The sequence below is a fragment of the Nocardia sp. NRRL WC-3656 genome, assembly GCF_000720265.1.
Classification (GTDB): domain Bacteria; phylum Actinomycetota; class Actinomycetes; order Mycobacteriales; family Mycobacteriaceae; genus Nocardia; species Nocardia nova.
On sequence record NZ_JOJF01000001.1, the window covers coordinates 326,316 to 348,737 of the forward strand.

The following is a 22,422-nucleotide window of genomic DNA, read 5'->3' on the forward strand; positions in this document are numbered from 1 at the left end:
AGCTGTCATGACCGACACCGCAACGGTTTCCGAAGCCACCGCCCCCGCAGCGATCCGGCCGTCGCTGCTGAACCGGCTGATCGTCCGGCCCGAAATCGGCGCCGGTCTGGGCGCGCTGGTGGTATTCGTCTTCTTCGCCGTGATCACCGACCGGTTCCTCAGCCCTCTCGGGGTGGCCACCTGGCTCGACGACGCCTCGACGCTCGGCATCATGGCCGTCGCGGTGGCACTGCTGATGATCGGCGGCGAATTCGATCTGTCCGCCGGGGTGATGACCGCGTCGACGGCCTTGGTGACCGCCATGCTCGCCGTACACGCCGGATGGAATGTCTGGTTCGCGCTGGGTGTTTCGCTGATCTTCGCGCTCGCGGTCGGCGCGCTGAACGGGTGGGTGGTGATGCGCACCGGCCTGCCCAGTTTCATCGTCACCCTGGGTACCTTCCTGGCTCTGCAGGGCCTCAACCTCGGCGTGACACGGCTGGTCACGGGGACCGTGCAGGTGTCGGGCATCCGTTCGGCGCCCGGATACGCCTCGGCCGGATGGGTTTTCGCGGCGACGACGAATCTCGGTGACGCCCGCATCCAAGCGTCGGTGCTGTGGTGGATCGCCGTCACCGCGGTGGCGACGCTGGTGCTGGTGCGCACCCGCTTCGGCAACTGGATCTACGCGGTCGGCGGTTCGCTGCCCAGCGCTCGTGCCGTCGGTGTCCCGGCGGCGCGGACCAAGATCCTGCTGTTCATGGGCACCGCCTTCGCGGGCTGGATCGTCGGCTCCTGCAATCTGCTGCGATTCGCGAGTGTGCAGGCGAACCAGGGCGTGGGACTGGAATTCCAGTACATCATCGCCGCGGTCGTCGGCGGCTGCCTGCTCACCGGCGGATTCGGATCGGTGCTGGGCGCGGCCATCGGCGCGCTGATCTTCGGCATGGCCCGGCAGGGAATCGTGTTCGCGCGCTGGGACAGCGACTGGTTCATGCTCTTCCTCGGGGTGCTGCTGCTCGCCGCGGTTCTGGTCAACAACGCCTTCGCCAAGCGCGCGGAAAGGTTGCGCCGATGACTCCTCAGCACACGGCGGCGCAGACCACAGCCGCGCCGCTGATCGAGACGGTGAACATCGGGAAGAGCTACGGCGGCGTCGTCGCCCTTTCGGATATCTCGATGGTCGTACGCGCCGGGGAGGTCACGTGCGTACTCGGCGACAACGGCGCCGGGAAGTCGACCCTGATCAAAATCCTCGCCGGCGTTCATCGCCACGATGCCGGTGAGCTGCGCATCGACGGTGAGCCGACCCGGTTCTCCTCGCCACGCGAGGCATTGGACCGCGGTATCGCCACCGTCTACCAGGACCTGGCGGTCGTACCGCTGATGAGTGTGTGGCGCAATTTCGTCCTCGGCTCGGAACCGACCCGCGGCGCCGGGCCCCTTCGCCTGCTGGATCGAGCGACCGCGCGCGAGATCACGCGAACCGCGTTGTCGGACATGGGAATCGAAATTCGCGATCTCGAGCAGCCGGTCGGCACGCTGTCGGGCGGGCAGCGGCAGTGTGTGGCGATCGCCCGTGCGGTGCATTACGGCGCGAAGGTTCTCATCCTCGACGAACCGACCGCCGCGCTCGGCGTCAAACAATCCGGTGTGGTGCTGCGGTATGTCGCGCAGGCCCGTGATCGCGGCCTCGGAGTCGTGCTGATCACGCACAACCCGCATCACGCCTATCCGGTCGGCGACCGATTCCTGCTGCTGCGGCGCGGCCGCGCACTCGGCGGCTACGACAAGTCGCAGATCGACCTGCCGGAGCTGACCCGGCAGATGGCCGGCGGCGCGGAACTGGAAGCGCTGCAACATGAATTGCGTCGTCCGCTGCCGGAGTGAGCGGCGGGTCGGCGCGGCGGGCGCGAGCGCTGGACTGTCGGTGGGGGTCCGGTTACCCTCTGCCTGGCCCGACGTCGAGAAGTAAGTGAGAAGCGTAGTTGCACGGCACGGTGAAGTGGTTCGACAGTGAGAAAGGCTTCGGTTTCATAATCCCGGATGCCGGCGGGGCGGAAGTTTTCGTCGAATACACCGAGGTTCACGGCGACGGTTTCCGGCGATTGGTGCAGGGCCAGCGCGTCGAGTTCGACGTACGTCACACCAAGGCGGGCCCGGAAGCCGAGGGCGTCCGAATCGAGCCGATGCGCCGACTGTGGCCCGACCCACACGAACTGTGACCTGTCGGGCAGATCACTATTCCCGAAAACGGGTTAACGCGCCTTTATGGGCCCTCGATATGTTGATCGTCAGTTTGTACGACTGAATTGAAACAACGAAGAGGTATTTATGATCCCCGTTATCATCGACACCGGTAGTGCTGCTGTGAACGGCCTGTTCGACACCCTGGGTGCCGCCTTCCACGGCCTGGTCAACACCCTGTGGACCGGCTCTTTCGGTGGCTGATCACTGATTTCGGTCGCATGATGCGACCTCGGGTCGACCCCGGACCGCAGTTGTCCGGGGTCGACCCATTTCTGCGTCCGGACGACCGCACACGCACGATTCCCGCCGCTCGCCGCGACGCGACGAGCGCGGCCCGCCGCGCTATCACGGGACAATCACGGCATGCCCCAGGCGAAAAGGTGAATTTTCGCTTCGAGTGCGGTTTCCCTCCCCCGGGGTGACCACTGTGGTGGCGCGACGGCGCAGTCCGTGGCAGGCTTGATCACTGAGACCGGCCCGACCGTGAAGTTGGTCGGTTCGGCTCGTCTACAGAAGGTATGAAATGGCGCAAGGCGTAGTGAAGTGGTTCAACAGCGAGAAGGGCTTCGGGTTCATCGCTCAGGACGACGGTGGTCCCGATGTGTTCGTGCACTACTCGGCTGTGAGCGGTAGTGGATTCCGGTCCCTCGACGAGGGGCAGCGCGTGGAGTTCGAGATCGGCCAGGGCCAGAAGGGCCCGCAGGCCCAGAACGTAAGCGTTCTCTGATCGAGTCCGCTGACTGCGCGCCACTTTACGTAGCGTGAACTGTCCGCGACTTACACTGGGGCCCCGTATCTTTCGAGATGCGGGGCTCTTTCGCGTCCGGGGCCGGATGCGGTGTGGCCCGGGTTCGGCGGCGGTGTGAGGGCGGCTGCCTACCGGGCGGTACACCGGCGCCGAAGCGCGACCATTAAGCTGGTCCGCGGTAAATGCCGACCTCTTTCCCCAGGAGTGCCCCACAGTGAGCCAAAATGGCCGTCCTGTTGTTCTGATCGCCGACAAGCTCGCCCAGTCGACCGTCGATGCGCTCGGTGACGGTGTCGAGGTTCGCTGGGTCGACGGCCCCAATCGACCCGAGCTGCTGGCCGCCGTGCCCGAGGCCGACGCGCTGCTGGTCCGTTCGGCCACCACCGTCGACGCCGAGGTGCTCGAGGCCGGCAAGAACCTCAAGATCGTCGCCCGCGCCGGCGTCGGCCTCGACAATGTCGACGTGCCCGCGGCCACCGAGCGCGGTGTCATGGTCGTCAACGCGCCGACCTCCAACATCCACACCGCCGCCGAGCACGCCGTCACCCTGCTGCTGGCCGCCGCCCGCCAGATCCCGGCCGCCGACGCCACCCTGCGCGAGCACACCTGGCAGCGCAGCAAGTTCAACGGTGTCGAGATCTTCGGCAAGACCGTCGGCGTCATCGGCCTGGGCCGCATCGGCCAGCTGTTCGCGCAGCGCCTGGCCGCTTTCGAGACCAAGGTCATCGCGTACGACCCCTACACCTCCCCGGCCCGCGCCGCCCAGCTGGGCATCGAGCTGCTGAGCCTGGACGAGGTGCTCGAGCGCGCCGACTTCATCTCCATTCACCTGCCCAAGACCCCCGAGACCAAGGGCATGCTGAACAAGGAGACCCTGGCCAAGACCAAGAAGGGCGTCATCATCGTCAACGCCGCCCGCGGCGGTCTGATCGACGAGCAGGCCCTGGCCGACGCCATCACCTCCGGCCACGTGCGCGCCGCCGGCATCGACGTGTTCGAGACCGAGCCGTCGACCGACAGCCCGCTGTTCGAGCTGCCGCAGGTCGTCGTGACCCCGCACCTGGGCGCCTCCACCGCCGAGGCCCAGGACCGCGCCGGAACCGATGTCGCCAAGTCGGTGCAACTCGCCCTCGCCGGCGAGTTCGTGCCCGGTGCGGTGAACGTCGCCGGTGGCGCGGTCACCGAGATCGTCGCCCCCTGGCTGGACATCGTCCGCAAGCAGGGTGTGCTGCTGGGCGCTCTCGCCGACGAGCTGCCGGTCTCGCTCGAGATCCAGGTGCGCGGCGAGCTGTCCTCGGAAGAGGTTGCGGTGCTGGAACTCTCGGCGCTGCGCGGTGTGTTCTCCGCGCACGTCGAGGACGCGGTAACCTTCGTCAACGCCCCGTCGCTGGCCGCGGAGCGGGGTCTCGAGGCCTCCGTCACCACTCATAGCGAGAGCTCGACCCACCGCAGCGTGGTCGACCTGCGCGCCGTATTCGGCGACGGCCGCACCCTGAACGTCGCCGGTACCCTGACCGAGCCCGCTCAGGTCGAGAAGATCGTCAACATCAACGGCCGCAACTACGACATGCGCGCCGAGGGCCTCAACCTGGCGATCCTCAACTACGACGACCGCCCGGGTGCCCTGGGCAAGATCGGCACCAAGTTGGGCGAGGCGGCCATCGACATCAAGGCCGCTCAGCTGAGCCAGGACATCGACAAGGAAGGCGCGACGGTCATCCTGCGCGTCGAGGAGTCCGTCCCGGCCGAGGTGCAGTCCTCGATCGCCGAGGCCGTGGGTGCGGCGAAGGTCGTTCAGGTCGACCTGAGCTGAGCCGTTCCGGGCCGGAATCGGCTCGGCCGCAATACGTTACAGTGCGCGCGAATCCAACCGCCATGGTGCGGAGCGGGATTCGCGCGCATTGTGCGTTTCGGCCGATGTGACCGGTTGTGTGCCGGTGAGATTCGTGCTGGTGATTCGGGGGAGCCCGTGCCTGCCGATCTCACTCATTGGGAGCGGCTTGCCCTGGTTATCGGGGTGATTCGGGAGACCGATAGTGTGACGGTGTCGGCGATCCGGCCGGGCGCAACGCCGCCGATCGACCGCCCTTGGCTGATTCGGCCGCATACGTGTTGCGAGCCGCGAGCAGGAACGAACGGAGCGTTGTCATATGAAGCTGGCTGTCATCGCCGGTGACGGTATCGGGCCCGAGGTCATCGCCGAGGCGCTCAAGGTACTCGACGTGGTCGTGCCCGGGGTCGAGAAGACCGAGTACGACCTGGGCGCCAAGCGCTACCACGCGACCGGTGAGGTGCTGCCGGAGTCGGTGCTGCCGGAGCTGAAGCAGCACGACGCCATCCTGCTGGGCGCGATCGGTGATCCCTCGGTCCCCAGCGGCCTGCTCGAGCGCGGTCTGCTGCTGCACACCCGCTTCGCGCTCGACCACCACGTGAACCTGCGTCCGTCGAAGCTGTACCCGGGCGTCACCAGCCCGCTGTCCGGTGATCCGGAGATCGACTTCGTCGTCGTGCGTGAGGGCACCGAGGGTCCGTACACCGGTACCGGCGGCGCGATCCGCGTGAACACCCCGCACGAGGTGGCCACCGAGGTCTCCACCAACACCCGCTTCGGCATCGAGCGGGTGGTGCGCTACGCCTTCGACAAGGCTCAGCAGCGCCGCAAGCACCTGACGCTGGTCCACAAGACCAATGTGCTGAGCTTCGCCGGTTCGCTGTGGCAGCGCACCGTTACCGAGGTCGGCGCGGAGTACCCCGAGGTCGAGGTCGCCTATCAGCACATCGATGCCGCGACGATCCACATGGTCAACGATCCGGGCCGCTTCGATGTGATCGTCACCGACAACCTGTTCGGCGACATCATCACCGACCTCGCCGCGGCGGTGTCCGGTGGCATCGGCCTGGCCGCCTCGGGCAACATCGACGCCTCGGGCACCAACCCGAGCATGTTCGAACCGGTCCACGGCAGCGCACCCGATATCGCCGGCCAGTCCAAGGCCGACCCGACTGCCGCCATCCTCTCGGTTTCGCTGCTGCTGAACCACCTCGGCCGGTCCGAGGAAGCCGCCCGCATCGAAGCCGCGGTAGCCAAGGACCTCGCCGCCCGCACCGGCACCGCCTCCACGGTCGAAATCGGCGACCGCATCGCCGCATCCCTCTGAGCTTGTCCCGAACGATCCCCCTGTCGCGAAACGTATTGCGCGACAGGGGGATCTTTCGTAGCGGGATCCGCCGCGTTGCGGCCGGCTCGGTGCCGGGGAGCGACGGAGCAGCCGGAGGCGACCCCACTCCACCGCGGCGGTTCGGATCGTCGCGCTGGTTGCCGTCGACCGCCACCGGCTAGCATTGAGCGCAACTGATGCAGGCCATCGACGTGCGCAAAGACCTGGAGGCGGTATGACGGCGGAGCACATCGGGGGTGCCGTCGGATTCGGTCCGTACACCGTGCTCGACTTGCACGACCAACCGGAAGACGGCAAAGGGCTGGAACTCGAGGACGGGTGGTTGATCGAGGTGGCGGCGGGGGCTCGGCACAACTACATCAGCTGGAGGCTGGCTGGAATTCTGCGCAATAGTCTCAGCGAGGCGGATGTCTTCGTGTGTGACGGCGCGGAGTGGGAGATCAGCACCCCCAGTGGTGTGCGCAAGCCCGATGTGTTCGTCATTCCGCGTGAGGTGGCGCGTGCGGCGATCGTGGATGAAACGCCGAAGCTGATTCCTGGGACGGAGTTGCTGCTCGCCGCCGAAGTCGTGTCGCCCGGAAGCGGAAGCGAGCGCACCGATCGGGTGCGTAAGGTCCGCGAGTACGCAGCACTCGGGATCCCGCAGTATTGGATCATCGAGCATCAGCCGCATATTCGAATTCATCGCTCCGTACTCGGCGACGACGGCTACCAATGGGAGCCGACGGTCGCCGAGGGCAGCAGGTTCCTCGCTGATATCGAGGCGGACAACGTTTTTCGGGTCGAGTTCGATCCTGCCGCGCTGATCGAGTTCTGATCGGGCGGTCCGCATCAGAGCGCGGGCGTCGATCGAAACGGTTCGCCCTTGCCGTTCGGACCTCGCCTGTAAGCGATGACCGGACACGCTCAGGTTGTAGGTACAACCTCGAAAGTTGTTGGCGGCGTGACGTTTCCCCACGGCCGCACTCCGTACTGTGACGGAAAGGGGTGCGGCCGTGGGGAACCCGGATGTCAGCGGTTGCGGACGATCGGCACCACGGGGACGGCGGCTGCCGCGACGATCGCTGCGACCAGATAGGTCACCGGGAAGCCGGCGGCGGTGATGAGAGCGCCGAAAATCGGTGCGACAGCGGCGGATGCCAGGTTCTGGCCGGTGTTCTGGATGCCCAGGCCGCGGCCGCTCCAGTACGGGCCGGCGATTTCGGCGACGGCGGTGAACGCCAGGCCGTTGTCCGCGACGGTGATCACCGACGCGGCGAACAGGATCGGGATCGCCGCCCACCACCAGTGCAACCAGGCGGCACCGGCCAGGGCGGCCATCGAGACCACGGCCGCGATCGCCACGGTGTGCAACGGACGCAGGCGGCTGGCGACACGGTCGGACCATATACCGGCGCCGATGCGCCCGGCGGCGCCCAGAATCTGGGTGGCGGTGACGATCGCCCCGGCCACCGGTAGCGACAGCCCGGCATCGCGATGCAGCCACAGCAGGGCGAACGTCCACAGGGTGGCCTGCGGAACCACCAGCAGCACCGAGACCGCGTGGATGCGCCACAGCGTGGAATCACCCCGATACGGGTTGTCCGGATGCGCGCCGCTGCTCGCCGGGCGGGGCGGGTCGACGATTCCGATCAGACAGCCGATCGCCGCGACACCCGCCATCGCCGCCGGAACCAGAATCGCCGTGGAAAACCCGTGTGCGGCAGCGACAGCCGGTATCGACATCGCCGCGATCGCGACACCCAGCGGTTGTGCGGTCTGGCGGATACCCATCGCGAGCCCGCGCTGATCGACCGGGAACCAGCCGACGATCACCCGGCCGCTCGCGCCGTTGGTACTGGCAGCGCCCATACCGGCCAGAAACAGCAGCACGCCCAGGAAGCCGTAGTTCGTCACCGTCGCAGCAGCCACACCTGCCACACACATCACGACCGGACCGGCGACCAGGACGGTGCGCTCACCGACCCGGTCCACGATGTATCCCCAGGCGATCAGCGTGCACACCAGGCCGACCGTCGGCATCGCGACCAGCAGACCCGCTGTGGCCAAGGGCATTCCGCGATCGGTCAGCGCCGGCAACAGGAACGGGGTGCCGTGCACGATGACCGCGCTCGAGGACTGGGCGAAGACTCCGAGCGCGAGCATGGTCCACCGCCGGGTCGCGCGCACGTCTGTCACGGTGGTCATCGCCCTCACCTCGAATCTCATATGTTGGGATCAGAGTCTTACTCTGTGAACCGGCTCTTACCGTACACCCAGGATGCGGCGGGTAGGCAAGTCGAAATTCGTCACATGCGCCCGTCGCAGACCGGGTGGTCGGCCGCGTTCGGGCAGGTGGATAGACTCTTCGCCATGCGTCTAGGTCGTGTTGCCAGCCCCGATGGGGTCGCGTTCGTGAGTATCGAAACCGACGGTTCCGACGAGATCGCTCGTGAAATCGCCGAGCATCCGTTCGGTACCCCGACATTCACCGGCCGTACCTGGCCGCTGGCCGATGTGCGACTGCTGGCCCCCATTCTGGCCAGCAAGGTCGTGTGCGTCGGAAAGAACTACGCCGCGCACGCGGCGGAGATGGGCGGAGCGGCGCCGGAGGATCCTGTGATCTTCCTCAAGCCGAACACCTCCATCGTCGGGCCGAACCTGCCGATCCTGTTGCCGCCCAATTCCTCTCAGGTCGACTACGAGGGGGAGCTGGCGGTGGTGATCGGCCGCCCGTGCAAGGACGTGCCGGCCGCCCGGGCCGCCGACGTCATTCTCGGCTACACCGTCGCCAACGACGTGACCGCGCGTGACCAGCAGCGCCACGACGGACAGTGGACGCGCGCCAAAGGCTACGACACCTTCTGCCCGCTGGGACCGTGGATCGAAACCGAACTCGATCCGGGCGATCTCGAGATCACCACCGAACTCGACGGTGAGGTGCGCCAGCGCAGCCGGACTTCACTTCTGCTGCACGACATTCCGACGGTGATCGAGTGGGTCACCAAGGTGATGACCTTGCTGCCCGGCGATGTCATCCTCACCGGAACGCCGGAAGGTGTAGGACCGATGACGGATGGGCAAACCGTATCCGTGACGGTTCAGGGTATCGGCACCCTCACCAATCCTGTTGCCGCCAAACGTTGATCGAGAGAAGGAATATGACTGACGTACGGGTCCGATTCTGCCCGTCACCCACCGGCACACCGCATGTCGGCCTGATCCGGACCGCGCTGTTCAACTGGGCGTTCGCTCGCCACCACGGCGGCACCTTCGTCTTCCGTATCGAAGACACCGATGCCGCACGCGATTCCGAGGAGTCGTACCACGCGATTCTGGACGCGTTGCGGTGGCTCGGGCTGACGTGGGACGAGGGGCCGGAGGTCGGCGGGCCCTACGCTCCCTACCGTCAGTCGCAGCGGCGTGAGCTTCATCTCGATGTCGTCCAGAGGTTGCTGGCGGCCGGTGAGGCCTATGAATCCTTCTCCACCCCAGAGGAAGTCGAGGCCCGTCACCGGGCCGCCGGACGCGATCCGAAGCTCGGTTACGACAACTTCGACCGCGATCTGACCCCCGAGCAGATCGCCGCCTACAAGGCCGAGGGCCGCCCGGCGGTGGTGCGCCTGCGGATGCCCGGGCACGATCTGGTGTGGAACGATCTGGTTCGCGGGGAGATCACTGCCAAGGCCGGGACGGTGCCCGATTTCGCGTTGACCCGCGGCACCGGTGATCCGCTCTATACGCTGGTGAATCCCGTCGACGACGCGCTGATGAAAATCACACACGTGTTGCGCGGGGAAGACCTGCTTTCCTCCACTCCGCGCCAGTTGGCGTTGTATGCCGCATTGCAGCGGATCGGGGTGGCGGAGTTCACTCCGCAGTTCGGTCATCTGCCCTTCGTGATGGGCCAGGGCAACAAGAAGTTGTCCAAACGTGATCCGGAGTCGAATCTCTTCGCGCACCGGGATCGCGGGTTCATTCCTGAAGGTTTGCTGAATTACCTGGCTTTGCTCGGATGGAGCCTCGCCGAGGACCGCGATGTCTTCTCCATGGCGGAGATGGTCGATGCGTTCGAGATATCGAAAGTAAATTCGAACCCGGCCCGCTTCGACCAGAAGAAGGCGGATGCGATCAACGCCGAACACATTCGTTTGCTGGACACCGGGGATTTCGCCCGTAGGTTGCGGGAGTTCCTCACCGCGCACGGTCACATCGGCGCCGAAGTGGACGACCGAGTTTTCGCCGCGGCGGCGGAGTTGGTGCAGACCCGGATCGTGGTTCTCGGTGATGCGTGGGATCTATTGAAGTTTCTGTTCGTGCCGGCCGAGGAGTTTGCTGTCGACGAGGCCGCGGCGCAAAAGAATCTGGGGCCCGATGCGGCGCCGGTGTTGCAGGCCGCCGTGGCGGCGCTCGACGGTGTTTCCGAATGGACGCCGCCCGTGCTCGAGGAAGCGCTGAAAAAGGCTCTGGTGGACGATCTGGGGCTCAAACCGCGTAAGGCCTTCGGTCCCGTGCGGGTGGCGGTCACCGGCTCGCACATCAGCCCGCCGCTGTACGAATCGCTGGAACTGCTCGGCCGTGAGGTGACCATGCGGCGGCTGCGGGCGGCGCTGGCGTAGCCGGACCGGCCCCGGTGCCCGCCCAGTCGGGGGCCCGGGGCCGCGCAGGCCGTGAAAAACGGCTCTGACCAGACGATTTGTATAAATGCGGGAGGGGTTTGGTACTCTTCTTCTCGGCCCGGAACGAGGGCCTCGAACCGGCAGGGGAGAGGCTGAAAGCCCAGGTCATTGGGGTATGGTGTAATTGGCAACACAGCTGATTCTGGTTCAGCCATTCTAGGTTCGAGTCCTGGTACCCCAGCGGAGAATGTTGATTCGCTTCGTTCGGTCGAGTCGGAACAGCATCCCCGGCGATTTGGTCGCCGGGTCTCGGCCGGTTAAGCTTGCCGAGCCTCCTCGATCGAAAGATCCACGGAGTCTCCCTTCGGGGAAGTCCTCTGGCCCCGTCGTCTAGCGGCCTAGGACGCCGCCCTCTCAAGGCGGTAGCGCGGGTTCAAATCCCGTCGGGGCTACATTCGAAAGCCCTCCAGCGCGAGCTGGAGGGCTTTTCTCGTTCCGGGGGCAGATCAGTCCTGCACCGACCAGGTGGATCCGCCCGGCGGCATCGCGGGCATACCGAGCTTGCGGTGATCCCAGCTGCGCACCCGTTCCGGCACCACGCGGATCGCGACGCGCTTGTTGAGCATCGCCTCCACCATCGGGCGCAATTCCTCGGTGTAGGGGCCGGTGTAGCGCTCCCAGACGCTGACGCCGACCTTGAACAGCGCCTCCGGGTCCTCCACGATCTCCGCGCGGCCCTCGATCGACACCCCGCGCAGCTGATCGTAGGTGTCACCCGCCTCGACCAGCACGGTGACGCGGGGATCGCGCCGCAGATTCACCGCCTTCTGCGACTTACCCTTCGTCTCGAACCAGATTTCACCGTCGACCAGGCCGTACCACATCGCCGTGAGATGCGGCGTCCCGTTCTTGCCCAGGCTCGCCAGCGTCATGATGCGGCTGCGTTCCAGGAATTCGGTGATCTCCGTCTCGGACATCACGATCTGTGCGCGTTGGTTCACTCCCATGCGGTCACGATACTTTACGGCGTATGGTCAGGGTCACAGCTCGTGATCGGGATCAGAGTCGCTTGTGCAAGGCATCGGCGGCGGCGACGAGGTCGGCGGCCCAGCGCGCGCCCGGGCGCCGCCCCATGCGGTCGATCGGGCCGGATACCGAGACCGCGGCGATCACCTGGGACGACCCGTCGCGCACCGGCGCGGAGACGCTGGCCACACCCGCGGACCGTTCCGCGGCGCTCTGTGCCCAGCCGCGGCGGCGGACCTCGGCCAGGGCGCGCTCACCGAAGACCGCATCGGCCAGCACGCCTCGCTGCAGTTCCGGATCGGCCCAGGCCAGCAGGACCTTCGCGGCCGATCCGGCGGTCAGAGGCAGGCGGGCGCCGACCGGGACGGTGTCACGCAGGCCGGAGGTGGGCTCGAGCGCGGCCACGCAGATGCGGGAGTGCCCGTCGAGCCGGTAGAGCTGCACGCTCTCGCCGGTGATCTCGCGCAGCCGGGGCAGGATGACGGCGGCGGCGTCGAGCAGCGGATCCTCGGCGGTGGTGGCCAGTTCCGACAGCGCCGGGCCGGGCCGCCAGGAACCGGCGGCGTCGCGGGCCAGCATGCGATGGGTCTCCAGCCCCACGGCCAGCCGATGAGCGGTGGCCCGGGGCAGTCCGGTGCGGGTGCACAGCTCGTTGAGTCCACACGGTTGTTCGGCCACGGCGTAAAGCACGGCCATGGCTTTGTCGAGCACCCCGATACCGCTATGCTGTCTCATAGAACGATATTAGCGTCTCGCATAGTGAGATTGGCAAGTCCGATCGCACTCCGCGAGTACGCACCTCCGGTGGACCTTGGATAGGGGATCCACCTGCGAGTTCGCGACGGCGAAGCCGTCGCAGATAACACAGAGAGGTGGTTGTCATGGCCGAACGGCCACGCACGCTGGCGGAGAAGGTCTGGGATCAGCATGTCGTCGTACGGGGTGCGGGTGAGGGTGCGCAGCGCGAACCCGATCTCATCTACATCGATCTGCACCTGGTGCACGAGGTGACGAGCCCGCAGGCCTTCGACGGGCTGCGGGCGGCGGGTCGCCCGGTGCGCCGGCCGGATCTGACCATCGCGACCGAGGACCACAATGTGCCGACGGTCGATATCGATAAGCCGATCGCGGATCCGATCTCGCGCACCCAGGTGGAAACCCTGCGGCGTAATTGCGAGGAATTCGGCGTGCGGCTGTATCCGATGGGTGATATCGAACAGGGCATCGTGCACGTGGTCGGTCCGCAGCTGGGTTTGACGCAGCCGGGCATGACCGTGGTGTGTGGTGATTCGCACACCTCGACCCACGGCGCATTCGGCGCGCTGGCGATGGGTATCGGCACCAGCGAGGTCGAACATGTGATGGCGACGCAGACGTTGTCGCTGCGCCCGTTCAAGACCATGGCGATCAATATCGATGGCGAGTTGCCGCCCGGCGTGACGAGCAAGGACGTGATTCTGGCGGTCATCGCCAAGATCGGCACCGGCGGCGGGCAGGGGTATGTGCTCGAATACCGCGGCGAGGCCGTGCGCGCCATGTCCATGGAGGCGCGGATGACGATGTGCAACATGTCCATCGAGGCCGGCGCCCGGGCGGGCATGGTGGCCCCCGACGAGGTCACCTACGAATTCCTGAAGGGCCGCGAACATGCCCCCACAGGCGCGGACTGGGATGCGGCGGTGGCCGCGTGGGAGGCGCTGAAGACCGATCCGGACGCCACCTTCGACGCCGAGGTGCACCTGGACGCCTCGACGTTGACGCCGTTCGTCACCTGGGGCACCAACCCCGGTCAGGGCGCCCCGCTGGGCGATGTGGTGCCGAATCCGGAGGATTTCGCCGACGAAAACGAGCGATCGGCCGCCGAGAAGGCTCTGACTTACATGGATTTGGAGCCCGGAACTCCGCTTCGTGAGGTGCCGGTGGATACGGTTTTCGTGGGTTCGTGCACCAACGGCCGGATCGAGGATTTGCGGGCGGTGGCGGACGTTTTGAAGGGTCGCAAGGTCGCCGACAGCGTGCGGATGTTGATCGTTCCGGGCTCGATGCGGGTGCGCGCCCAGGCCGAATCCGAGGGTTTGGGCGACATTTTCACCGCGGCGGGCGCGGAATGGCGCCAGGCCGGCTGCTCGATGTGCCTGGGAATGAATCCGGATCAGCTTTCTCCCGGTCAGCGCTGTGCTTCGACATCGAACCGCAACTTCGAGGGACGCCAGGGTAAAGGCGGTCGTACGCATCTGGTTTCGCCGCAGGTCGCGGCCGCGACGGCGGTCCGGGGCCGGTTGTCGGCGCCGGCGGATCTGAACTGACCGGCCGGAATTCACCTCAGGACTACAGGAGCAACTATGGAACCGTTCAAGGTGCACAAGGGGATCGGCGTGCCGTTGCGCCGGTCGAATGTCGATACCGACCAGATCATCCCGGCGGTCTATCTGAAACGGGTGACCCGAACGGGATTCGAGGACGGTCTGTTCGCCGCCTGGCGTTCGGATCCGGGCTTCATTTTGAACACCAGCCCGTTCGACCGGGGAAGTGTGTTGGTCGCCGGACCGGATTTCGGTACGGGATCGTCGCGAGAGCATGCGGTTTGGGCATTGATGGACTACGGCTTCCGGGTGGTGATCTCTTCCCGCTTCGCCGACATCTTCCGGGGCAACGCCGGTAAGGGCGGCTTGGTGGCCGCGCAGATGTCACAACATGATGTCGAATTGCTCTGGAAGTTGATCGAAGAACATCCCGGCCTGGAATTGATCGTCGATCTCGAGGCACGCACTGTGGCCGCTGGAACCACCGTGTTGCCCTTCGATATTGACGACTACACCCGGTGGCGGCTGCTGGAAGGTCTGGACGACATCGGACTGACACTTCGCCAGGAAGAGGCCATCGAGCAGTTCGAAAAGGCAAGGCCGTCTTGGAAACCGATCACCATTCCAGCGGCTATTTCACGGGACTGAACAGTCTCGAGTGTTAGCTGAGAGCAACCAATCGAGGTTGCTGCGCGTGTGCCACGCCACATGAAATTTGGCGTGGCACATAGACTCTTGCCCATTCAGGGTTTACCGTGGTACCTAGTCGGTCCGACGACGGGCCATTAGTCTGCGGAGGATTCAATGAACAAGGCGGAACTGATCGATGTTCTGACCGAGAAGTTGGGTACTGACAGGCGCACGGCCACTGCGGCAGTCGAGCACATTGTCGACACGATCGTGCGTGCGGTGAACAAGGGTCAGAGCGTCACAATCACCGGATTCGGTGTATTCGAACAGCGCAAGCGGGCGGCACGGGTGGCGCGTAATCCCCGAACCGGCGAGACGGTGAAGGTGAAGCCCACTTCGGTGCCCGCGTTCCGCCCGGGTGCGCAGTTCAAGGCGATCATCTCGGGCAAGCAGAAGATCGCGGCGGCCGGTCCGGCCGTGAAACGCGGTGTGGCAGCGCCGGTGTCGGGTGCGGCGAAGAAGACCGCCGCCAAGAAGACCACGGCCAAGAAGACCGCCGCGAAGAAGACCACGGCCAAGAAGGCGGCCCCGGCCAAGAAGACGACCGCCAAGAAGACGGCCGCGAAGGCGCCTGCGAAGAAGGTGACCACGGCGAAGAAGACGGCTGCGGCCAAGACGGCTGCGGCCAAGAAGGCTCCGGCCAAGAAGACCACGGCCACCAAGGCGACAGCCAAGAAGACCGCGGCCAAGAAGACGACCGCGGCAAAGACCGCGGCCAAGAAGGCGCCTGCCAAGAAGACCGCTGCCAAGCGCACGGCAACCAAGCGCACCACGCGGCGATAGCGAGTGACGCGACGACAATGACCCCGGTCCTTTCGGTCCGGGGTCATTGCGTTTTCGGGTTCGACGCGTTTTCGGGTCGACCGTGTTTTCTCGGATTCAGTGGGTACGCAGGGACCGATCGAGATGATCGGCGGCGACCAGCCGTCCGTCGGCGATCGACAGCACCCAGACGCTGCCCTTGCGGTTCCGGGCCGGCGGCAGGGTGAGACCGTCGTCGTCCGCCCAGCGCTGCAGCAGATCCGGAATGACCTTGCCCTGACTGCACACGAGCGGAACGATGTCGGGCGAGACCAGTTCCCGCAGCCGGTCCACACCGTCCTGCGGTGCTGCGGCATAACCGCTTTCCGACAGCAGCGGCTCCGGGGTGATATCGAGGCCGAGGGCCTCGGCGACCGGCGCCACGGTCTGCACACAGCGCAGCGGAGGCGCCGAATGGACCGCTCCCGGCCCGAAGGCGAGCAGATTCGGCGTCAGCACCTCGACCTGTGCGCGACCGGCCTTTTCCAGTGGCCGTTGGTCGTCGGGACCGGTGAATCGGTCGCGGCGGCCCGCTTTCGCATGCCGCACCAGCACCAGGGTCGCGGTATCGGGCGGCAGACGCAGGAAATTGCGGATGATTCGGCGATCCATCGGGTAGGAGAGTTGGTCCATCACCTGGTCCACCCGGTGCCACCGCAGCTGGTCGACTTCGGAATTGGTGACGAACTCGCCGCCGACGGGTGTGGCCGCCCAATAGTCGACACGCTTGAGTTTGCGATGTCCGGGCACCGGGTATGTGACCCGACCGAGATAGCGCCCCAGACGGCAGTTCAGGCCGGTTTCTTCGGTCACTTCGCGCACGGCCGCGACCATTGCGGTTTCGCCCGGGTCGAGCTTTCCTTTGGGCAGCGACCAATCGTCGTATTTCGGCCGGTGTACGAGGGCCACCTCGACCGGTCCGCCGTCGCGGGGCCGCCGCCACACCACGGCGCCCGCGGCGATGATGTTGGCGGTCACCCGCGGATCCGAGATGGTGTCGCCCGAGCCGCTCTCACCTGTACCCACCTCGTCGTAGCTGATCGAACCGCCGGTGTCGCCGAGGCGATCGAGGGCGGTGCCGCCGTCGTCCGGGGACCGATCGAAATCTCGTGTCGCCGAGGATTTCACTGCTGATCCGGCCTCCGCAGTCGCATGAGGAACTCCTGATGGTCGCGCACCTGCACGCCGCGGCTGTCGGCGTCGGGGCTCGGCTGGGCCGCCCAGCTGCCGTCGGGCTGCAGCACCCAGCACCGGGTCGCGGGATCGAGTGCGGAATCGAACACCACCGCCAGCCGCTCGCGCAGCTTCGGATCCTTCACCTGCGCCATGACTTCCACGCGCCGGTCGAGATTGCGGTGCATCATGTCGGCACTGCCGATCCAGTACTCGTCCTGGGCCTGGAAATGCAGAATGCGCGAATGTTCCAGGAATCGGCCGAGAATCGAGCGCACCTCGATGTTGTCGCTCATCCCGGGCACACCGGGACGCAGCCCGCAGATGCCGCGCACCACGATCTGCACCGGAACCCCGGCCTGGGACGCGCGATAGAGCGCGTCGATGATCTGCTCGTCGACGATGGCGTTGGCCTTGAGGCGAATACGGGCCGGCACGCCCTGGGCGGCCAGCTCGGTCTCGCGGCGGATACGCTCCACGATGCCCGAGCGCACGCTGCTCGGCGCGACCAACAGGTTGCGGTAGTTGGCCTTTCGCGAATAGCCGGTCAGCGAGTTGAACAGGTCGGTCAGGTCGGCGCCGATCTCCGGTGCCGCGGTGAGGAGTCCGACGTCCTCGTAGAGCCGCGCGGTCTTCGGGTTGTAGTTGCCGGTCCCGATATGGCAGTAGCGACGGATGGTGGCACCCTCGCGGCGCACCACCAGACAGGTCTTGCAGTGCGTCTTCAGGCCGATGAGGCCGTAGACCACGTGCACGCCCGCCTGCTCCAGCGCGCGTGCCCATTTGATGTTGGCCTGTTCGTCGAAGCGGGCCTTGATCTCGACCAGCGCGACGACCTGTTTACCGGCCTCGGCGGCGTCGATGAGCGCGTTGACGATGGGAGAGTCGCCGGAGGTGCGGTAGAGGGTCTGCTTGATGGCCAGCACCTGCGGATCGGCCGCCGCCTGCTCGATGAAACGCTGCACGCTGGTGGAGAACGAATCGTAGGGGTGATGCACCAGCACGTCGCCCTCGCGCAGGGCGGCGAAAACGTTTCGCGGCGTTTCTCTTTCACCGAACGCGGGCGGTGTGGCCGGAACGTAGGGCGCGTCCTTGAGCAGCGGCCGGTCGACGCCGTAGACCTGCCACAGGCACGACAGGTCGAGCAGGCCGGGCACCTGGATCACGTCGCCGGGGTCGACGTCGAGTTCGCGCAGCAGCAACTCGAGCATGTGCTCGGTCATATCGTCGGAAACTTCCAGGCGCACCGGCGATCCGAAGCGGCGGCGGGCCAGTTCCCGTTCGAGGGCCTGCAGCAGATCCTCGTCGCGGTCCTCGTCGACCTCGAAGTCGGCGTTGCGGGTGATGCGGAACGAATGGTGTTCCACCACTTCCATTCCCGGGAAGAGCTGATCGAGGTGGGCGGCGATCAGATCTTCCATCGGCAGGAAGGCGGCCAGCCGGGGGACAGCGGTGATGTCGGAATCTCGGCGGGCGCCGGGGTTTTCGTTGAAGGTGCGGCGCACCCGGACGAAGCGGTCGACGTTGTCGGGCACCTTCACGCGGGCGAAATGTTCACCGCCGGTCTCGGAATCCTTCACCGTGACAGCCAGATTCAAACTCAGGCCGCTGATGTAGGGGAAGGGATGGGCGGGATCGACGGCGAGCGGGGTCAGCACCGGGAACACCTGGTCCAGGAAGTAGCCGGACAGCCGGCGGCGTTCGTCGTCGTCCAGATCGGCCCAGCCGATGATGGCGATACCCTCGTCGGCCAGTGCCGGGCGCACCTGGTCGAGGAAGACCCGCGCATGGCGTCCGGCCAGTTCCTGGGTGCGCTCGGCGATGAGGGTGAGTTGTTCGGTGGGGGACAGGCCGTCGGCGGAGCGGACCGAGAGTCCGGCCTCGGCGCGGCGTTTGAGGCCGGCCACCCGCACCATGTAGAACTCGTCGAGATTCGAGGAGAAGATGGCCAGGAATTTGGCGCGTTCCAGCAGCGGTTCCGAGGGGTCCTCGGCCAGGGCCAGCACGCGGGCGTTGAAATCCAGCCAGCTCAGTTCTCGATTGAGGTAGCGATCGGCGGGCAACTGTGCCGCGGCGGCCGGGGTGGGCGGTGGCGTGGCCGCCGGCGGGGCCGCCGGTAGCCGGGGCTGTTGCGGGACGGTCTCCGTTTCGCTCACGCTCACGATCATTCCTTACGGCTCGGGTGGTGTCGCGCCCGACACCACCGTTGTGCGGCCTCTCATCGAGGCCTGGCGATCATCTAGCACACATGTGACGGTGCGGCACACCTCCGAATGAGGTTCTCGTGAACACCTACCGGCCAGCCGATGTCGCGCACCAGCGCCGCGGTGGCCGTGCCGACCCCGAGCGACAGCGCGCGGTCGAGATCCTCGGCGGTGTCGACGTCCAGGCGCAGACCCGGCCAGTGCCCGCCCACCTCGACCGCACCCGATTCCCGGTGGCGGCGCGCGGAATCTGCTCCGAAGCGGGGCATCAGGGGCGCGGAATCGCCCGTCGCCGACGGTGCGAGCGAATCCGGCGCATGGGTGTGGCCCGCCGCGCGGACGAGCAGGGCCGCGGTGCCCCGGCCGGTGTGGTCGACGATCACGGAGCGGCCGCTGCCGGGGGCGGCGGCGAGCATCGATCGCAGCTCGTCGGCGTGCACGGCCGGCAGATCGGCTTGCAGCGCAAGCAGATCGACGGCGCCGTGGCGCTCGCGTACGGCGGCGGCGGCCGAGGCCAGTGCGGTGTTCAGGCCGTCGCTGTCCGCGAGCGGCCGTGCGGTATCGGCGGGCGCCGGTGTATCGGCGAGGGCCGGCGCGGACGGGTCCGGATGGACCGTCGCACCGAGCTCGCGCACGACCGTCGCGACGCGCTGGTCGGGTGTCACCACCGTGACCGAGCCCAGTCCGGCGGCCAGGGCGGCGGCGACCGTATCCGACAGCATGGCCAGCACCAGCCGCGAGCGTTCACCGGCCGGCAATCGGTCGGCGAGTCGGCTCTTGGCTCGGTCGAGGTGCTTGACCGCGATCACGGCGTGGACGGCATCCGGACGCATGCGTTCATGGTCGCACGTTCCGGGTGGTCGCAGGCTGCGAGCAGTGACCGATCGAACACGCGAACCCCCGAGTACCGGATACTCGCGCGGCGGCGAGTGGCATATTGAAACGATGACGAGGGCGGCAGTGATGGGTGCGGGATCCTGGGGTACCGCATTCGCGAAAGTGCTCAACGACGCGGGTACCGAGGTCACGATGTGGGCGCGACGGTCCGAGATCGCGAAGGCCGTGGCGACCGAACATCGCAATCCCGCCTACCTACCCGACGTGTGGCTCGACGGGATCGCGGCCACCGACGATTACCGGGTGGCCCTCGACCACGCCGACATCGTCGTGCTGGCGGTTCCGTCCCAGTCCTTGCGTCCCAATCTCGCGCACTGGCGCGCGGCGATCCGCTCCGATGCGACGCTACTGAGTCTGGCCAAGGGCATCGAGACCGGAACCCTGATGCGGATGAGTGAGGTCGTCGCGGAGGTGACCGGCGCGGATCCCGGGCGCATCGCGGTGCTGTCGGGCCCGAACCTGGCCCGCGAGATCGCCGCCGAACAGCCGGCCGCCTCCGTGGTCGCCTGCTCCGACGCCGCACGCGCGGAGGCGGTGCAGCATTCCTGCGCCACCGGCTATTTCCGGCCCTACACCAATACCGATGTGATCGGCTGCGAGATCGGCGGCGCGTGCAAGAACGTGATCGCATTGGCCTGCGGGATCGCCGCGGGCATGGGACTGGGCGACAACTCCGTCGCCAGTCTGATCACCCGCGGGCTCGCCGAGATCATTCGACTGGGTGTGGCCCTGGGTGCGAATCCGGTCACGTTCGCGGGTCTGGCCGGCGTCGGCGATCTGGTGGCAACCTGCACCTCGCCGCTGTCGCGCAACCGGTCCTTCGGCCATGTGCTGGGTACGGGCGGGTCGATGCGGGCCGCGCAGGACGCGACGCACGGGCAGGTCGCGGAGGGTGTGAAGTCGTGCACCTCGATCCGCGCGCTGGCCGAGACCCACCATGTGGAGATGCCGCTGACCACCGCGGTGCACCAGGTCTGTCACGAGGGGCTCTCGGTTTCCGATGCCGTCGGGCAATTACTCGGTCGGCGGATCAAACCGGAATGAATGATTTCGGTCCGGCCGGGGTACGGTTCGGACTATGACAAACCGGATCAGGGTTGCGGTGGTGTTCGGTGGCCGCAGCAACGAGCACGCGGTGTCGTGCGTTTCGGCCGGCATGGTGCTGACCAACCTGGATCCCGAACGCTACGAGGCGGTGCCCATCGGCATCACCCGCGAGGGCGCCTGGGTGCTCAGCGGCGCCGATGCGCGCGCACTCGCCATTCGCGAACGCGCGCTGCCCACGGTCGACTCGGCCGGTACCGTGCTGACCCTGGCCGCCGACCCGAGCCGCTCGGGCGCCCTGGTCGCGCTCGACGGCGCCGAAGCGGTGCTCGGCGTGGTCGACGTGGTGTTTCCGGTGCTGCACGGGCCGTGGGGTGAGGACGGCACCCTGCAGGGGCTGCTGGAGCTGGCGGGGGTGCCCTACGTCGGCCCCGGCGTGCTGGCCAGCGCCACCGGCATGGACAAGGAGTTCACCAAGAAACTGCTTGCCGCGGAAGGACTTCCGGTCGGCACGCAGGTGGTGTTGCGCCCCGGCACCGACACCGTGAGCGAGGCCGACCGGGACCGGCTCGGCCTGCCGGTGTTCGTCAAACCCGCGCGCGGGGGTTCCTCGATCGGCATCACCAAGGTCGAGGACTGGATCGATCTCGATTCGGCGATCGCCGCGGCACGTCTGCACGATCCGAAGGTGATCGTGGAAGCCGCCATCGTCGGCCGCGAAGTCGAGTGTGGCGTACTGGAATTCCCGGACGGCCGGGTGCAGGCCAGCGTGATCGCCGAGATCCGCATGCCGGGCGACGACGTTTCCGAGAGCGAAACCGCTTCCGGCACACCGCAATTCTACGATTTCGACACCAAATACCTCGACGACGTGTGCGAGTTCGATATTCCGGCCAAGCTGGACGACGATATGTCGCAACAGATCCGGGAGCTTTCGGTGCGGGCGTTCCGCGCGCTGGACTGCCAGGGGCTGGCTCGGGTCGACTTCTTCGTCACCGAGTCCGGACCGGTGATCAACGAGATCAACACCTTGCCCGGATTCACCTCGATCTCGATGTATCCGCGCATGTGGGATGCCACCGGAATCGACAATCGCACCCTGATCACCACGCTCATCGAGACGGCACTGACCCGGGGCACCGGACTGCGCTGAGCGGCGGCGCGGCCCGCGTAATCTGGGTGGGGTGATGCTCGCGATGACTCTGCCCGGGTTGGCGCTGCTGATCATCGCGGTCGCCTTCGCCGAGGTGGGCTACCGGAAGATGACCGGCCGCGCCGCGCTGCCGTGGATGCGGGATTCCACCGGGCCGAGTGCGGCGGGTATCGGATTCGAGCAGTTCGACGCGTTGTTCGACGCGGGCAAACGGCACGAATTCCAGGAGCGGCAGACGGTTCTCATGCACCGGGAGAATCCGGGGGACGGGACTCCCGGTGAGGCGGAGACAGATCTGAGCACCGGCCGGGCCCGCCTACCGCGCGCCTGATCCGCGTCACCGTCCGGTCCGCGTCCGGCCCAGCCGACCTGTGCGG

The 22,422-nt window shown here is 66.7% G+C and carries 21 protein-coding genes and 2 tRNA genes; 17 read left to right on the plus strand and 6 right to left on the minus strand.

The window, feature by feature from the left end; translation table 11 throughout:
* Positions 1–7: 7 nt before the first annotated feature.
* The 7 genes from IG65_RS0101590 (at position 8) to IG65_RS0101630 (ending at position 6,973) form a co-directional block, all read left to right on the plus strand.
* Entirely contained in the window at positions 8–1,057 is a 1,050-nt protein-coding gene (locus IG65_RS0101590) for an ABC transporter permease (RefSeq protein WP_030512987.1), read from the plus strand.
* The gene (locus tag IG65_RS0101595) at positions 1,054–1,869 is read left to right on the plus strand and encodes an ATP-binding cassette domain-containing protein (protein WP_051755122.1); all 816 of its coding nucleotides are present in this window, start codon (positions 1,054–1,056) and stop codon (positions 1,867–1,869) included. Before IG65_RS0101590 ends, IG65_RS0101595 begins: the two co-directional genes overlap by 4 nt.
* 98 nt (positions 1,870–1,967) lie before the next feature.
* The gene (locus tag IG65_RS0101600; RefSeq protein ID WP_036522709.1) at positions 1,968–2,204 is read left to right on the plus strand and encodes a cold shock domain-containing protein; all 237 of its coding nucleotides are present in this window, start codon (positions 1,968–1,970) and stop codon (positions 2,202–2,204) included.
* Positions 2,205–2,752: 548 nt separating this feature from the next.
* Entirely contained in the window at positions 2,753–2,956 is a 204-nt protein-coding gene (locus IG65_RS0101610; protein WP_030512990.1) for a cold-shock protein, read from the plus strand.
* A 235-nt stretch (positions 2,957–3,191) separates the two neighbouring features.
* Positions 3,192–4,790 (plus strand): phosphoglycerate dehydrogenase, encoded by a 1,599-nt coding sequence (serA, locus tag IG65_RS0101615; RefSeq protein ID WP_030512991.1) that lies wholly within the window; start codon positions 3,192–3,194, stop codon positions 4,788–4,790.
* 337 nt (positions 4,791–5,127) lie between these two features.
* Entirely contained in the window at positions 5,128–6,135 is a 1,008-nt protein-coding gene (locus IG65_RS0101625; protein WP_030512992.1) for a 3-isopropylmalate dehydrogenase, read from the plus strand.
* Positions 6,136–6,418: 283 nt separating this feature from the next.
* Positions 6,419–6,973: a Uma2 family endonuclease gene (locus tag IG65_RS0101630; protein ID WP_231509005.1), complete on the plus strand. Its 555-nt coding sequence runs from the start codon at positions 6,419–6,421 to the stop codon at positions 6,971–6,973.
* Positions 6,974–7,167: 194 nt separating this feature from the next.
* On the opposite strand, the gene IG65_RS0101635 is transcribed toward IG65_RS0101630, so the two are convergent.
* A complete protein-coding gene (locus tag IG65_RS0101635) occupies positions 7,168–8,343 on the minus strand; it encodes an MFS transporter (protein ID WP_030512994.1) in 1,176 nt (391 codons plus the stop codon).
* 165 nt (positions 8,344–8,508) lie between these two features.
* Between IG65_RS0101635 and IG65_RS0101640 the strand changes: the two genes are divergently transcribed.
* From IG65_RS0101640 to IG65_RS0101655, 4 genes are all read left to right on the plus strand, one after another.
* Positions 8,509–9,282: a fumarylacetoacetate hydrolase family protein gene (locus IG65_RS0101640; RefSeq protein ID WP_030512995.1), complete on the plus strand. Its 774-nt coding sequence runs from the start codon at positions 8,509–8,511 to the stop codon at positions 9,280–9,282.
* A 14-nt stretch (positions 9,283–9,296) separates the two neighbouring features.
* Positions 9,297–10,754, plus strand: coding sequence for a glutamate--tRNA ligase (gene gltX / locus IG65_RS0101645; RefSeq protein ID WP_030512996.1), 1,458 nt, complete (start codon positions 9,297–9,299; stop codon positions 10,752–10,754).
* Positions 10,755–10,923: 169 nt separating this feature from the next.
* Positions 10,924–10,995, plus strand: a tRNA-Gln gene (locus IG65_RS0101650).
* Between the two features lie 138 nt (positions 10,996–11,133).
* Positions 11,134–11,206 (plus strand) — tRNA-Glu (locus IG65_RS0101655).
* Positions 11,207–11,260: 54 nt separating this feature from the next.
* On the opposite strand, the gene IG65_RS0101660 is transcribed toward IG65_RS0101655, so the two are convergent.
* Together IG65_RS0101660 and IG65_RS0101665 are read right to left on the minus strand one after the other, a co-directional pair.
* Positions 11,261–11,761, minus strand: coding sequence for a pyridoxamine 5'-phosphate oxidase family protein (locus IG65_RS0101660; protein WP_030512997.1), 501 nt, complete (start codon positions 11,759–11,761; stop codon positions 11,261–11,263).
* A 52-nt stretch (positions 11,762–11,813) separates the two neighbouring features.
* Positions 11,814–12,515 carry an IclR family transcriptional regulator gene (locus IG65_RS0101665; RefSeq protein ID WP_030512998.1) on the minus strand — a complete coding sequence of 234 codons (702 nt, stop codon included), beginning with the start codon at positions 12,513–12,515 and terminating at the stop codon, positions 11,814–11,816.
* A gap of 146 nt (positions 12,516–12,661) precedes the next feature.
* Here IG65_RS0101665 and leuC point away from each other — a divergent pair, with 146 nt between their 5' ends.
* The 3 genes from leuC to IG65_RS0101680 all read left to right on the plus strand — a co-directional run bounded on the left by leuC (position 12,662) and on the right by IG65_RS0101680 (position 15,556).
* A complete protein-coding gene (gene leuC, locus IG65_RS0101670; RefSeq protein WP_030512999.1) occupies positions 12,662–14,086 on the plus strand; it encodes a 3-isopropylmalate dehydratase large subunit in 1,425 nt (474 codons plus the stop codon).
* 36 nt (positions 14,087–14,122) lie between these two features.
* Positions 14,123–14,731, plus strand: coding sequence for a 3-isopropylmalate dehydratase small subunit (gene leuD / locus IG65_RS0101675; protein WP_030513000.1), 609 nt, complete (start codon positions 14,123–14,125; stop codon positions 14,729–14,731).
* A 156-nt stretch (positions 14,732–14,887) separates the two neighbouring features.
* Entirely contained in the window at positions 14,888–15,556 is a 669-nt protein-coding gene (locus IG65_RS0101680; RefSeq protein WP_030513001.1) for an HU family DNA-binding protein, read from the plus strand.
* A gap of 96 nt (positions 15,557–15,652) precedes the next feature.
* Here the strand turns inward: IG65_RS0101680 and IG65_RS0101685 are convergent, their stop codons facing one another.
* From IG65_RS0101685 to cofC, 3 genes are all read right to left on the minus strand, one after another.
* Entirely contained in the window at positions 15,653–16,552 is a 900-nt protein-coding gene (locus IG65_RS0101685) for an NUDIX hydrolase (protein WP_030513002.1), read from the minus strand.
* 146 nt (positions 16,553–16,698) lie between these two features.
* Positions 16,699–18,915: an RNA degradosome polyphosphate kinase gene (locus IG65_RS0101690; protein ID WP_030513003.1), complete on the minus strand. Its 2,217-nt coding sequence runs from the start codon at positions 18,913–18,915 to the stop codon at positions 16,699–16,701.
* Between the two features lie 71 nt (positions 18,916–18,986).
* On the minus strand, positions 18,987–19,784 hold the full coding sequence (gene cofC, locus IG65_RS0101695; RefSeq protein WP_030513004.1) for a 2-phospho-L-lactate guanylyltransferase: 798 nt from the start codon (positions 19,782–19,784) through the stop codon (positions 18,987–18,989).
* A gap of 112 nt (positions 19,785–19,896) precedes the next feature.
* Between cofC and IG65_RS0101700 the strand changes: the two genes are divergently transcribed.
* From IG65_RS0101700 to IG65_RS0101710, 3 genes are read left to right on the plus strand one after another with little or no spacing between them, the layout of a single operon-like run.
* On the plus strand, positions 19,897–20,892 hold the full coding sequence (locus IG65_RS0101700; protein ID WP_030513005.1) for an NAD(P)H-dependent glycerol-3-phosphate dehydrogenase: 996 nt from the start codon (positions 19,897–19,899) through the stop codon (positions 20,890–20,892).
* A gap of 34 nt (positions 20,893–20,926) precedes the next feature.
* The gene (locus IG65_RS0101705; RefSeq protein ID WP_030513006.1) at positions 20,927–22,045 is read left to right on the plus strand and encodes a D-alanine--D-alanine ligase family protein; all 1,119 of its coding nucleotides are present in this window, start codon (positions 20,927–20,929) and stop codon (positions 22,043–22,045) included.
* 34 nt (positions 22,046–22,079) lie between these two features.
* Complete coding sequence (locus IG65_RS0101710) at positions 22,080–22,376, plus strand: DUF6191 domain-containing protein (RefSeq protein ID WP_036522718.1); 297 nt, start codon at positions 22,080–22,082, stop codon at positions 22,374–22,376.
* The last annotated feature ends 46 nt before the right edge of the window (positions 22,377–22,422 follow it).